A 12,149-nucleotide genomic window follows, 5' to 3' on the forward strand; every position below is an offset into this window, starting at 1 on the left:
CCCCCATTGTTGCGTCATGCGTTATGCGACAGGCGATGAACGCCGGTGACTTTTCCCCCGTCACCCGCGATGTTCATCCCTGGCCGTCCGATCGCCCTCCCCGGGCCTTCGGACAGCACCCCCTTTTGCCGTCGCACCATGCATCGACATCGCGACTATAACCAGGCTTGGTGATCGCTGTCAGCAGTCTTTCTCCTCTTACGGCCGATGGTCTGAATCCTTTGCCCGCCCAGTGAAGGGGCGATTCAGCGAGAATGTTCGGCTCTGTCCGGAAGCGGGGGCGGAGGCTCGCCGGCCACCCTGCCGTGACGAGGGCGCTCCGCTGGGAGCGGACGAGAGTACGGTCGTGGCGCGTCATGAGGCAGGATGGACCCATGTCTTCTCGGGACTTTTCCTTGTACGGGGCAGTCGATCTGGGTGCCCGCCAGACCGCCGCGAAGAAGCAGCAGGAGCGCCGGGCGGCGACCGAAGCGGCTCCGGGAGCGGGCGCGGCCGGTGGTCCGTACGTCGTGGACGTCACCGACCAGACCTTCAACACCGAGGTGGTGGAACGGTCGCAGACCGTTCCGGTTCTGGTCGACTTCTGGGCCGAATGGTGCGGACCGTGCAAGCAGCTGGGTCCCATCCTCGAAAAGCTCGCCACCGAGGCGGCCGGCAAGTGGGTGTTGGCCAAGGTCGACATCGACGCCAACCCGCAGCTCGGCGCCTACATGCAGCAGATGGGCATCCGCGGGATCCCGTTCGTCGCGGTCGTGGTGGCCGGGCAGCTCATGCCGTTCCTCAACGGCGCCGCGCCCGAGCCACAGGTCAGGCAGGCCATCGACCAGCTCTTTGAGGCGCTGCGTCAGGAGGGCCTCCTGCCCGACGCCCCCCAGGGCGACGAGGTGCCGGGCGCCCCGGCCCAGCCGGAGGTCGACCCTGTCTACGCGGACGCCGAGGAGGCGCTGAACAGCGGCGATCTCGACCGTGCCGCCATCGCGTTCCAGCGGATCCTCGACACCGACCCGCGTGACGAGTACGCCAAGACCGGCCTGGCCCGCATCGAGCTGGGCCGCCGGATCGGCGACCTCGACGCGCAGAAGGCCATCGCCGAGGCGGACGCCGACCCGGCCGACGTGCTCGCGCAGACCCGCGCCGCCGACGTCGAGGTCGTGACGGGCCGGGTCGAGGCCGCGTTCGACCGGCTGATCGGCGCCGTCAAGCGCACCGCCGGCGACGATCGCGACGTGGCGCGCAAGCACCTGCTCAAGCTGTTCGAGATCCTTCCGTCGGACGACCCCCGCATCGGCAAGGCGCGCCGAGCCCTCCAATCAGCCCTCTTCTGACGTCGCGAAGGTAGAAGTCGCCCGAACGGGCATGATTGTTATGTGAGTGCGCGTGTTGTAACGATTTCGGCCACTTTCGGCGCCGGAGGAGGCTCGGTCGGGCCCGCCGTCGCGGAGCGGCTGGGGTTGCCCTTCGTCGACCGGGCGATCCCGGTCACGGTGGCGGCCGAGATCGGCTGCTCGCTGGAAGAGGCGCTCGCCCACGACGACCGGGCCGAGAGCGGGATCGGCCGGATCCTGGCCGGTGCGGCGCGGCTGCCCAACGTCACGCTCGGGGGCATGGACGTCTACCTGCCCGATCGAACGATCCTGCCCGAGGAGGAGTTCGTCGTCCGGACCGAGCATGTGATGACCAGGGCGGCGGAGGGCGAGGGCGGCGTGCTCCTCGGCCGGGCCGGAGCGGTCGTGCTCAAGGACCGGGTGGACACCCTGCACGTTCGGCTTGACGCGCCCAAAGAGCGTCGCCTCGCGCGAGCCCGCGTGGAGCTGCTGGGCACCTCTGGCACGGCCGGGATTTCGGGTGAACCTCCAAAGGAGGTGGGATCCGTCCGGAGCGGGACGTCCCAGCGCGATCTGGAGCGTATGCTCGATGACAATGACCGCGCCCGGGCGGCCTACGTCAAGCACTTCTACGGGGCCGATCCCGCCGATTCGCGGCTCTACCACCTCGTGATCGACAGCACGAGGCTCCCCGAGCCCGCCGTAGTGGACCTGATCGTCGCCGCGGCCCGGGTGGTCTGAGCCGCCTGGAGAGGCCGGGCGGCGGCCCCAATACAGGTCGTAGCAAGGGAGCCAGTGACGTGGCCAGCGTGCCCAGCGTGTCGTACTCCATCACCGTCCGGCTGGAGGTCCCCGCCGGCGGCAAGGCCGTCAGCCAGATCACCCATGTCGTCGAGAACGCCGGCGGCATCGTCACGGCACTCGACGTCAACACCGCCGGGCACGAGAAACTGCGCATCGACGTCACGATCGCGACCCGCGACACCGAGCACGCCGAGGCGATCTCCGCCGCGCTCGAGACGATCGACGACATCAGCATCCACAAGGTCAGCGACCGGACCTTCCTCATGCATCTCGGCGGCAAGATCGAGATGATGTCCAAGGTGCCGCTGCGCAACCGCGACGAGCTGTCCATGGCCTACACGCCCGGCGTCGCGCGGGTCTCGCTGGCGATCGCCCGCAACCCCGAGGACGTCCGGCGGCTGACCATCAAGCGCAACAGCGTCGCCGTGGTGACCGACGGCTCGGCGGTCCTCGGCCTGGGCAACATCGGCCCCGAGGCGGCGCTGCCGGTCATGGAGGGCAAGGCGGCGCTGTTCAAGCGGTTCGGCGGGATCGACGCCTGGCCGATCTGCCTGGACACCCAGGACACCGACGAGATCGTCCGTACCGTGCAGATCCTCGCCCCCGCGTTCGGCGGCATCAATCTCGAGGACATCTCGGCCCCGCGCTGCTTCGAGGTCGAGGCCCGGCTGCGCGACCTGCTGGACATCCCGGTGTTCCACGACGACCAGCACGGCACCGCCATCTGCGTGCTCGCCGCGCTGACCAACGCGCTGCGCGTGGTCGGCAAGGACATCGGCGACGTCCGCATCGCCATGTCCGGCGCGGGCGCCGCGGGCAGCGCCATCCTGCGGCTCCTCCTGCACGCGGGTGCCCGCAACGTGGTGGTGTGCGACTTCTACGGCGCCGTCCACCAGGGCCGCGAGGACCTGGACGACTCGCTGCGCTGGATCGCCGAGCACACCAACGCCGAGGGCTACGCGGGCGACCTCAAGGGCGCGGTCAAGGACGCCGACGTGTTCGTCGGCGTGTCCGCCCCGGGCATCCTCACCGGCGACGACATCGCCACCATGAAGGACGACGCGATCGTCTTCGCGCTCGCCAACCCCGAGCCCGAGGTCTCGCCGGACGAGGCGCGCGAGCACGCCGCCGTGGTGGCCACCGGCCGCAGCGACTACCCCAACCAGATCAACAACGTGCTGGCCTTCCCCGGCGTCTTCCGCGGCCTGCTGGACGCGCAGGCCGACGGGGTCTCCCAGGAGATGCTGCTGGCCGCGGCCAAGGCCCTCGCCGAGGTCGTGACCGACGCCGAGCTCGGCCCCAACTACATCGTGCCGAGCGTCTTCCACCCGGACGTCAGCACCCGCGTCGCGGGCGCCGTCCGCGAAGCCGCCGGCGGCCGCCCGCGGACCGAGGCCTGACCTCGCCCGCGGGCCTGATCGCCTCGCCCGCGGGCCCGGTCACTTCTCCAGTCTGATCACTTCTTCTCGAAGAGCTCCGCGCGGCGCCGAGGCCAGATGCCGCCGTACCAGAAGATGATGATCCCGGTGATCATGGCGGCGCCGCCGGTGACGGCGCGTGCCCACAGAACGGTGTCGTCGGCTCCGGTGACCGGTAGGTTCTCGGGTGGCGCAGCGGCCCTGCAGTTGGCCTTGCGGGTCCTGACCAGCACCGACTCGTTGTCGTGGGTGACCTCGATGCGGGTGCTGCGGTCCTCGCGCAAGGTGATGGTGCTCTCCCGGGTCGCGCCGGCGGCGATGCGGCCCGGGATGGACGCCGAGCCGTCGTCGCGTTCGACCGCGTAGTCCTCGGCCTGCGAGCCGGTGTTGCGCACCGTGATCGTGACCTTGCGGCTGGGGCACGAGGGCGTGCCGATGGTCGCCTTGAGCGGCCGTTCCGGGGGTGCGGACGTCGTCCGGGTCGGGGTCGGGGAGGGAGTGGTCCGGGTGGGAGTCGGCGACGCCGTGCGCGTCGGGGTCGCGGTGTTGGTGCGCATGGTGGCCGTCGGGCTCGGACTGGTGCCCGTCGGCGTGGGGCTGGTCGTCGATCCGGCCGGGGTGGTGGAGGCGTTGGAGTCCCCGGTGGTCTTGATGATGGCAGGGATCGCGATCAGCGCCCCGATGACGAAGAACACGGCTGCGATGACGACCCTGGGCAACTGCATCGCAGTTCCTTCCGCTCGCCGGTCTGCACCGGGTGCGCCCCGGGGCTCCCTAGATCATTTTTTAACGTAAGCCCGTATTCTGTCGATTTCCCCAGAGATAGGGATGCATAACAGGTTAACGAGCGGCGGTACGTGCCGCCGGAGGTATGAGCAACGCATCATGGAACCCATGGACGACGGGATCAGGGTGGGTCTCCTGCTGGTGGCGACACCGCAGCTGGACGACCCCAACTTCAAGCGGAGCGTGGTGCTCGTCGTCGAGCACGACCTCGAAGGTGGCACGCTCGGAGTCGTCCTCAACCGGCCCACCGAGGTCCCCGTCGACCGTGTGCTGCCGCCCTGGGCCGAGCTTGTGACCGGGCCCTCCGTGGTCTTCCAGGGCGGGCCGGTGGCGCTCGACAACGCGCTCGCGCTCGCCCGGCTGCCGGGTGACGACGAGCCGCTCGGCTGGCGGGCGCTGGACGGGGACCCGTCGGTGGCGCGGGTCGGCCTGGTGGACCTGGACGCCCCGCCCGGGCTGCTCGCACCCGAGCTCCTGCAGTTCCGTGTGTTCGCCGGATACGCGGGCTGGTCTGCTGGCCAGCTCCGGTCAGAGGTGGAGGAAGGCGCCTGGTATCTCGTGCCGGCCGAGGCTGGCGACGTCTTCGCGGGAGACCCGGACCGCCTGTGGCAGGAGGTGCTCCGCCGCCAAGGCGGCGACCTGGCCTTCGTCTCGACTTTTCCCGAGGACCCGACGCTCAACTAAGGTGATGCTGTGAGTACGAAAATTCTTCCCGACAGCGATACACAGAGTGATGTCAAGCCGGATCTGTCGCACGGCGACGGTGATCACGAGCGGTTCGCACACTATGTGAAGAAGGCCAAGATCACCGAGAGTGCCGTCACGGGCACCCCGGTGGTGGCGCTGTGCGGCAAGATCTGGGTGCCCAACCGCGACCCGAAGAAATACCCGGTCTGCCCGGAGTGCAAGGAGATCTACGAGTCCATGCAGTCGGGCAAGGGCGGCGGGGACGAATAACCGCCGCCGCGCGGGGCACCACACTGTCATGATCTTGTAGCCGCCGGTCCGGCGGCTACAAGGGCCGAGCACGGCCTGCCCTTTCCAGGGGACTCCCCTTCGCAGGGGAGGCCGGGCGGAGCCGTGGGACGGCATTACGGTTCTTGTACGGGGAGCCATGGGGCGGGGTACCGGGGTTTTGGCGTGCACATTGTCGGTCACATTGTGTGCCGCATTGAGTTCGGCGAGTGATGAGCTGGTGTCGGTGGAACGCCATCCGAAGTCGGCGGAAGGCCGTTCAGGGGAACACGTTGCAGCCGCGCCGTGCGCGTCTGGTCCGGGATCGGCTGCGCGCGGCCGTGGCGTGCCGAGCCGCAGGCCCCGAGGCGGGCCGGAGCGAGACCATGCGGATCTCGGGCGCGGGCAGGTGGTGTCGATGCTGGCCGACCTGCGCCGGACCCTGCGGGCGCGGTACGGCGTGGACGAGCGTGCACTGGACTCCATGCGAAATTCCGCACGAAGGCGGGCGGCGAGGATCGTGGTGCCGGTCCGGCTCCACGTCATCAAGGCCGGGAACCAGGGACGCCTGACCGGGGCGGTCGTCCGGCGGCTGATCGCCACGTTGAACGAGGCGTACGGCGGCCAGAAGGGCGGGGCCGACACGGGCGTCTCCTTCCGGCTGGAAAAGTATGGCGTCCGGGACAACCCCTCGTGGTTCCGCGCACCACAGCGGCACGAGGCCGCGATGAAGAAGGCGCTACGGCGGGGTGGGGCCGGGACGCTGAACCTCTACACCGCCGCGGTCGGCTCGGACATGCTCGGCTTCTCCACGTTCCCGCAGTGGTACCGCAAACAGCCGCGCAACGACGGAGTGGTGGTCGACTACCGCAGCATGCCGGGAGGCTCGTTCCGGCACTTCAACTTCGGTTACACGGCCGTGCACGAGATCGGGCACTGGCTCGGGCTCTTCCACACCTTCGAGAACGCCTGCGAACACCCCGGCGACGGTGTGGCCGACACGCCGTTCGAGGCGGGGCCGGTTGAAAAGTGCCCATTGCTCAGAGACACCTGCTTGCAGCTGGGGACGGATCCGGTGCACAACTTCATGAACTACGGGTGGGACGACTGCATGCACGAGTTCACTCCTGGTCAGGGACGGCGCATTCGTGCAGCGTGGGCGGCTTACCGGGCACCGGGTCACCAGAGTGAACGTCGGCACAGTGGGCCGACTGGGGCGCGTTCTGTCTCTGGGGCTCGGTAGCCTTCGATGACCGTGAGCACTTTCGCCGCATCGAGCATGCCCCCCGCTTTCCCCGAACGGGCCGCGTGGGGGACCGCGTCGTCCCTTCGTGCCTGGCAGCAGCAGGCGCTGGAGGCGTACTTCGGCACGAACGGCGAGGGCCCGGGCCCGCGCGACTTCCTGACGGTCGCGACGCCCGGCGCCGGTAAGACCACGTTCGCGCTGCGGCTGGCCCGAGAGCTGCTGGAGCGCCGGATCATCGCGGCCATCACCGTGGTGTGCCCCACCGAGCACCTCAAGCGGCAGTGGGCGGAGTCGGCGGCCCGCGTCGGCATCAAGATCGACCCTGAGTTCCAGAACGCGCAGGGCCGGGTCGGCAAGGACTTCCACGGCGTCGCCGTCACCTACGCGACCGTGGCCGCGCGGCCAGCGCTGCACCGCAACCGCACCGAGGCCCGCAAGACGCTGATCATTTTCGACGAGGTGCACCACGCGGGCGACGGCCTGTCCTGGGGCGACGCGGTGCGCGAGGCGTTCGAGCCCGCCACCCGGCGGCTGGCGCTGTCCGGCACCCCCTTCCGCACCGACATCAACCCGATCCCGTTCGTGCAGTACGAGGAGGGGCCGGACGGCATCCGGCGCAGCCGGGCCGACTACACCTACGGATACGGCCCGGCCCTCGCCGACGGCGTCGTCCGGCCGGTGATCTTCCTGGCCTACTCCGGTGAGATGCGCTGGCGCACCAGGGCGGGCGACGAGCTGGCCGCCACGCTCGGCGAGCCGCTCACGCAGGACCAGACGGCGCAGGCCTGGCGGGCCGCGCTCGACCCCAAGGGCAACTGGATCAAGCAGGTGCTGGCCGCCGCCGACAGGCGCCTCACCGAGCTGCGCCGGGCCATCCCGGACGCGGGCGGCCTGGTCATCGCGAGCGACCACGAGTCGGCGCGCGCCTACGCCAAGATGTTGCGCGAGGTCTGCGGCCAGGGCGCTACGGTCGTGCTCTCCGACGACCCGACCGCGTCCAAGAAGATCAAGCAGTTCGGCGAATCCGAGGACCGCTGGATGGTCGCGGTCCGCATGGTCTCCGAGGGCGTCGACATTCCTCGGCTGGCGGTCGGCGTCTACGCCACCTCCACCAGCACGCCGCTGTTCTTCGCGCAGGCGATCGGGCGTTTCGTCCGAGCCCGCAAGCGCGGCGAGACCGCGTCGGTGTTCCTGCCGTCGGTGCCGACCCTGATGGGGCACGCCAACGAGATGGAGACCGAGCGCGACCACGTTCTCGACCGCCCGGTCCGCGAGGACGGGCTGGACGACGAGCTTCTCGCCGAGGCCAACCGCCAGCAGGACAACCCCGATGTGGGGGAGGAGCTGCCGTTCGAGACGGTCGAGGCGTCCGCCACGTTCGACCGGGTGCTCTACGACGGCGGCGAGTTCGGCATGCAGGCCCAGCCGGGCTCCGCCGAGGAGGAGGAGTTTCTCGGCATCCCGGGCCTGCTGGAGCCCGAGCAGGTGACGGCGCTGCTGCGCAAGCGGCAGGCCGAGCAGATCGCCAACGAGCGCAAGCGCAAGACCGGCGACCCGAGAGAGGACCGCACGGCCGCCGAGGACATCGCCGCCCTGCGCAAGGAGCTCAACGGCCTGGTCGGCGCATGGAACCACCGCACCGGCAAGCCGCACGGCGTCATCCACACCGAGCTGCGGCAGAGCTGCGGCGGCCCGCCGATCGCGCAGGCCTCCGCCGACGACGTGCGCAAGCGCATCGCCAAGATCCGCGAGTGGGCCGCCAAGCGCCGCTGACGCCTCAGGATCCGGGTGCGGCGAGGCCGAGGGCCTTGACGATGAGCTTGGCGGTCTCGTCGGGGGTGCCGGTGATGGGGACGTGGACGGCGTTCTCGTCCGGCGTGGGCGGCTCCAGATCGCGAAACTGGCTGTCCAGCAGCTCGGCCTGGAAGAAGTGGCCCTTGCGTTCCCGCATGCGGCTCGCGATCAGATCACGGTCGCCGTCGAGATAGGCGACGTGCACCTCGGGGTGGCCGGCGGTCAGCAGGTCGCGGTACGAGCGCTTGAGCGCCGAGCAGGACACCACGCCCGGGGTCCCCGATTCGAGATGCGCACGGATCCATCCGGCGATCGCCTGGAGCCACGGCATGCGGTCGGCGTCGTTCAGCGGATGCCCGGCGCTCATCTTCTCGATGTTGGCGGGCGGGTGGAACGCGTCGGCGTCGGCGTACTCCCAGCCGAGGAGCCCTGCCACCTTGGTGCCGACGGTCGTCTTACCGCTGCCGGAGACGCCCATGACCACGATGACGTGCGGCCCTGCGTTCGCCACGCGCTCCTCCTCTGCTCTCGGATGGCACTGCTCTCGGATGGCACTGCTCTCTGACGGCACTGCTCTCTGACGGCACTGTCCGGTGGCTTTGCCTGCTTGCTGGTCAGGCCTGGACGACCGGTGTGCCGGTCAGTTCGACGCCTTCGGCGCGCAGCATGCTCACGGCGCGCTCGGCGGTGTCCTTGGAGACCGCCGCGGTGAGGTCGAGCCGGATCGTGGTGCGCAGACCGGCGTGGACCGCGTCCACCGCCGTGGCCCGTACGCAGTGGTCGGTGGCGATGCCGACGATGTCGACCGCGTCCACGTGGCGGCTGCGCAGCCAGTCGGCCAGCGGCGTCCCGTCGTCGGCCTGCCCCTCGAAGCCGCTGTAAGCGGCGGTCTCCCGGCCCTTGCTGAACACGACCTCGATCGGCGCCAGCTTGAGGTTGGGGTGGAAGTCCGCGCCCGGCGTGCCGATGACGCAGTGCGGCGGCCAGCTGTCCACGTAGTCCGGGGCCTCGGAGAAGTGGTCACCGGGCTCCAGGTGGAAGTCGCGGGTGGCCACGATGTGCGAGTACTCGGACCTGTGCTCCGCGACGTGGTCAGAGATCGCGGTCGCCACGCCGGCACCGCCGCTCACCGCCAGCGACCCGCCCTCGCAGAAGTCGTTCTGCACGTCGACGATGATCAGAGCCTTGCCCATGACGCTCGCTCCTTGATCCGCTTCCCCCGTACGTCCCCGGACAACAGAGACGCTAATCCGTCCGCCTCCGCTGCCCAAATGATTGTCTCAGCGCCTCGGGCCCCCGTTGACGAACTCGGTCGCGAGCGCGGGCTCGCCCTTGGACAACTGGAGCGCCGTGGCGGGGAGCTCCCGCACGGCGCGCACATGGCGCTCGCGGGCGGCCTCCAGCGGCTCGCGGCCCACGATCATGCCGTTCTGGACGAGTGGTACTTGCAGAACGCGGTCGCGCGCACCCGGCATCGGCTCTCCCGTGGTGACGATCTCGGCGCACGCGGTGCCGTGCGCGTCGATGCGGCGCACGGCCGCCTTGCGGCCGCCGCGGCTGGGCTTGCCCGTCGAACGTTTGGCCACCGGGCGCATCGGGTCGGTGTCCGCCGGGCCGTCCGCGCGGGCGACCAGCTTGTAGACGAGCGAGGCGGTGGGCGCGCCCGATCCGGTGACGAGCGCGGTGCCGACCCCGTAGCCGTCCACCGGCGCGGCGGCGAGCGCCGCGATGCCGTACTCGTCCAGGTCTCCGGTGACCACCACGCGGGTGTCGTGGGCACCCAGCGAGTCCAGCTGGGCCCGCACCCGCCGGGCCACCACGCCGAGATCGCCGCTGTCGATCCGGACCGCGCCAAGGCGCGGTCCGGCGAGCTCCACCGCGGTCTTGACGGCCCGTTCGACGTCGTAGGTGTCGACCAGCAGCGTGGTGCCCTCGCCGAGCGAGTCCAGCTGCGCGCCGAAGGCGTGCCGCTCGCTGTCGTGGAGCAGTGTGAACGCGTGCGCGCTGGTCCCGGCGGTGGGCACGCCGTAGGAGCGGCCCGCCTCCAGGTTGGAGGTGGTGGCGAACCCCGCGATGTACGCGGCGCGGGCGGCGGCGATGGCCGCCTTCTCGTGGGTGCGCCGGGAGCCCATCTCGATCAGGGGCCGGTCCTCGGCGGCCTGCGCCATGCGGGACGCGGCGGAGGCGATCGCGCAGTCGTGGTTGAGGATCGACAGCACGAGCGTCTCCAGGAGGACGGCCTCCGCGAACGTGCCTTCCACCACCAGAATCGGCGAGTTCGGGAAGTAGCAGTCGCCTTCGGCGTATCCCCAGATGTTCCCGGAGAAGCGGTACTCCTCCAGCCATTTCGCGGTCGGCTCGTCGACGATGCCACGGGAGGTCAGGAACTCCAGCATGGGCGCGTCGAAGGTGAAGGCCTCGATCGCGTCCAGCAGCCGTCCCGTACCCGCCACGACGCCGTAGCGCCGCCCCGCCGGCAGGTGACGGGCGAACACCTCGAAGACCGCTCGCCGGGGGGCCGTGCCGCTCCGCAGAGCCGCCTGGAGCATGGTCAGCTCGTACTGATCAGTGAGCAGCGCGGTGCCGTTACCAAGGTCCACAAGTGGAACCCTAAGGCCCGGTGTGTGCACCATGGACGTGTGGCCCGCCACACCCGCCGGTGGACGGGGTGAATAACATCGGTGTCGTGGGCGGCCCGGCCCCGCGAAGAGGCTTCGCGGGGAGACGCTGTGGGGAAGAGGGGATACGCGGCGATGACTGCGCCTGCGCCGGTCGAGCTGGAACGGCCGGATGTCGAAGAGGACCTGAGCTCTGACCGGCCCTGGCTGGCGATCGTCTGGAACGACCCCATCAACCTGATGTCGTACGTCACGTACGTGTTCCAGACCGTCTTCGGCTACCCCAAGACCAAGGCCGAGAAGCTGATGCTGGACGTGCACCACAAGGGCCGAGCCGTCGTGGCCAACGGGACCCGCGAGGAGATGGAGCGCGACGTCGAGATCCTGCACTCGTACGGGCTGTGGGCCACTGTGAAGCGAGACGACTGAGTGAGCGACGGAATGGGCGACGGGATGGGCGACGGAGCGAGCGACCGGATGAACGCCGAGTGAGCGCCGTCAAGCGGACCCGGAAGGGCATCGTCCTGCGGCTGGAGCCGGAGGAGGCCGCGCTCGTGCGAGCGCTGATGGAGCAGCTGCTGGAGCTCCTCGGCGAACCGCCCGCCGCCGACGACGAGCTGGCCGCGGTGGGCATCTCCGGCGACGCCAAGAAGCCGGACGACCCCGTGCTGGCCCGGCTGTTCCCCGACGCCTACCGTGAAGACGGCGACGCGGCGGGGGAGTTCCGCCGCTACACCGAGATGGGTCTGCGCGACGGCAAGCGCGAAGCCGCCGGCACGGTGCTGATGACGCTGGGCGCCGTCGAGGGCGTCGCCGCCGGTGTGGACACCGTCCTGGACGAGGATCAGGCACAGGCGTGGCTGCGTGCGCTCAACGACGTGCGGCTGGCGCTCGGCACCCGGCTGGACATCTCCGAGGAGTGGTACGAGGAGGCGGCGCGGCTGGACCCCAATGATCCCCGCATGGCGATGTTCGCCGCGTACGACTGGCTGACCATGCTGCAGGAAAGCCTCGTGAGAGCGATGTTCTAAAGCGCGCCCCAGGGCTTGGCGACCATGGGGCCGGGCGTGGTGTGAGGCCTGGCCGAGTTCGGCCATCGCTTGCCTGCAGGGCTTACTCAATGTCGATGGTACGTCGCGTTCGGTGTTGATACGTTGACGGCGAGAGCTCGTCGGGGGGTGCTCTCCGGGGGTGCACGGGCCCG

13 protein-coding genes are annotated in these 12,149 nt (G+C 70.0%); 9 read left to right on the forward strand and 4 right to left on the reverse strand.

What is annotated here, in order from left to right:
- Positions 1 to 374 precede the first annotated feature (374 nt).
- The 3 genes from F8566_RS25045 to F8566_RS25055 are packed head-to-tail and all read left to right on the forward strand — an operon-like array spanning position 375 to position 3,529.
- The gene (locus F8566_RS25045) at positions 375 to 1,325 is read left to right on the forward strand and encodes a tetratricopeptide repeat protein (RefSeq protein ID WP_192809848.1); all 951 of its coding nucleotides are present in this window, start codon (positions 375 to 377) and stop codon (positions 1,323 to 1,325) included.
- 42 nt (positions 1,326 to 1,367) lie between these two features.
- The gene (locus tag F8566_RS25050; protein WP_151564016.1) at positions 1,368 to 2,066 is read left to right on the forward strand and encodes a cytidylate kinase-like family protein; all 699 of its coding nucleotides are present in this window, start codon (positions 1,368 to 1,370) and stop codon (positions 2,064 to 2,066) included.
- A gap of 59 nt (positions 2,067 to 2,125) precedes the next feature.
- Positions 2,126 to 3,529: an NAD-dependent malic enzyme gene (locus F8566_RS25055; RefSeq protein WP_151564019.1), complete on the forward strand. Its 1,404-nt coding sequence runs from the start codon at positions 2,126 to 2,128 to the stop codon at positions 3,527 to 3,529.
- Between the two features lie 56 nt (positions 3,530 to 3,585).
- Here the strand turns inward: F8566_RS25055 and F8566_RS50115 are convergent, their stop codons facing one another.
- Positions 3,586 to 4,272: a hypothetical protein gene (locus tag F8566_RS50115; protein WP_192809849.1), complete on the reverse strand. Its 687-nt coding sequence runs from the start codon at positions 4,270 to 4,272 to the stop codon at positions 3,586 to 3,588.
- A 169-nt stretch (positions 4,273 to 4,441) separates the two neighbouring features.
- Here F8566_RS50115 and F8566_RS25065 point away from each other — a divergent pair, with 169 nt between their 5' ends.
- The 4 genes from F8566_RS25065 to F8566_RS25080 all read left to right on the forward strand — a co-directional run bounded on the left by F8566_RS25065 (position 4,442) and on the right by F8566_RS25080 (position 8,306).
- Positions 4,442 to 5,017 (forward strand): YqgE/AlgH family protein, encoded by a 576-nt coding sequence (locus F8566_RS25065; protein WP_151564022.1) that lies wholly within the window; start codon positions 4,442 to 4,444, stop codon positions 5,015 to 5,017.
- A 9-nt stretch (positions 5,018 to 5,026) separates the two neighbouring features.
- Positions 5,027 to 5,290, forward strand: coding sequence for a DUF3039 domain-containing protein (locus tag F8566_RS25070; protein WP_151564024.1), 264 nt, complete (start codon positions 5,027 to 5,029; stop codon positions 5,288 to 5,290).
- Positions 5,291 to 5,705: 415 nt separating this feature from the next.
- Positions 5,706 to 6,530, forward strand: coding sequence for a zinc metalloprotease (locus F8566_RS25075; protein WP_151564026.1), 825 nt, complete (start codon positions 5,706 to 5,708; stop codon positions 6,528 to 6,530).
- Positions 6,531 to 6,566: 36 nt separating this feature from the next.
- Positions 6,567 to 8,306, forward strand: a complete 1,740-nt coding sequence (locus F8566_RS25080) for a DEAD/DEAH box helicase (protein WP_151564355.1) — start codon at positions 6,567 to 6,569, stop codon at positions 8,304 to 8,306.
- A 4-nt stretch (positions 8,307 to 8,310) separates the two neighbouring features.
- Here the strand turns inward: F8566_RS25080 and F8566_RS25085 are convergent, their stop codons facing one another.
- From F8566_RS25085 to F8566_RS25095, 3 genes are all read right to left on the reverse strand, one after another.
- Positions 8,311 to 8,838 (reverse strand): gluconokinase, encoded by a 528-nt coding sequence (locus F8566_RS25085; RefSeq protein ID WP_225993497.1) that lies wholly within the window; start codon positions 8,836 to 8,838, stop codon positions 8,311 to 8,313.
- Positions 8,839 to 8,941: 103 nt separating this feature from the next.
- The gene (locus tag F8566_RS25090; protein ID WP_151564028.1) at positions 8,942 to 9,520 is read right to left on the reverse strand and encodes an isochorismatase family protein; all 579 of its coding nucleotides are present in this window, start codon (positions 9,518 to 9,520) and stop codon (positions 8,942 to 8,944) included.
- 87 nt (positions 9,521 to 9,607) lie between these two features.
- Positions 9,608 to 10,960, reverse strand: a complete 1,353-nt coding sequence (locus F8566_RS25095; RefSeq protein WP_151564030.1) for a nicotinate phosphoribosyltransferase — start codon at positions 10,958 to 10,960, stop codon at positions 9,608 to 9,610.
- A 120-nt stretch (positions 10,961 to 11,080) separates the two neighbouring features.
- On the opposite strand from F8566_RS25095, the gene clpS reads away from it, so the two are divergent.
- A complete protein-coding gene (gene clpS / locus F8566_RS25100; RefSeq protein WP_151564032.1) occupies positions 11,081 to 11,374 on the forward strand; it encodes an ATP-dependent Clp protease adapter ClpS in 294 nt (97 codons plus the stop codon).
- A gap of 59 nt (positions 11,375 to 11,433) precedes the next feature.
- Positions 11,434 to 11,976 carry a DUF2017 domain-containing protein gene (locus tag F8566_RS25105; RefSeq protein ID WP_151564034.1) on the forward strand — a complete coding sequence of 181 codons (543 nt, stop codon included), beginning with the start codon at positions 11,434 to 11,436 and terminating at the stop codon, positions 11,974 to 11,976.
- Positions 11,977 to 12,149 lie beyond the last annotated feature (173 nt).

Source organism: Actinomadura rudentiformis, assembly GCF_008923185.1.
GTDB classification, from domain to species: domain Bacteria; phylum Actinomycetota; class Actinomycetes; order Streptosporangiales; family Streptosporangiaceae; genus Spirillospora; species Spirillospora rudentiformis.

What these genes read in the sequence shown, in the direction of transcription:
- F8566_RS25045 (WP_192809848.1), top strand. Translation starts at nt 375, where the DNA reads ATGTCTTCTCGGGACTTTTCCTTGTACGGGGCAGTCGATCTGGGTGCC.
- F8566_RS50115 (WP_192809849.1), bottom strand. Translation starts at nt 4,272, where the DNA reads ATGCAGTTGCCCAGGGTCGTCATCGCAGCCGTGTTCTTCGTCATCGGG.
- F8566_RS25065 (WP_151564022.1), top strand. Translation starts at nt 4,442, where the DNA reads ATGGACGACGGGATCAGGGTGGGTCTCCTGCTGGTGGCGACACCGCAG.
- F8566_RS25075 (WP_151564026.1), top strand. Translation starts at nt 5,706, where the DNA reads ATGCTGGCCGACCTGCGCCGGACCCTGCGGGCGCGGTACGGCGTGGAC.
- F8566_RS25080 (WP_151564355.1), top strand. Translation starts at nt 6,567, where the DNA reads ATGCCCCCCGCTTTCCCCGAACGGGCCGCGTGGGGGACCGCGTCGTCC.
- F8566_RS25090 (WP_151564028.1), bottom strand. Translation starts at nt 9,520, where the DNA reads ATGGGCAAGGCTCTGATCATCGTCGACGTGCAGAACGACTTCTGCGAG.
- F8566_RS25095 (WP_151564030.1), bottom strand. Translation starts at nt 10,960, where the DNA reads ATGGTGCACACACCGGGCCTTAGGGTTCCACTTGTGGACCTTGGTAAC.
- clpS (WP_151564032.1), top strand. Translation starts at nt 11,081, where the DNA reads ATGACTGCGCCTGCGCCGGTCGAGCTGGAACGGCCGGATGTCGAAGAG.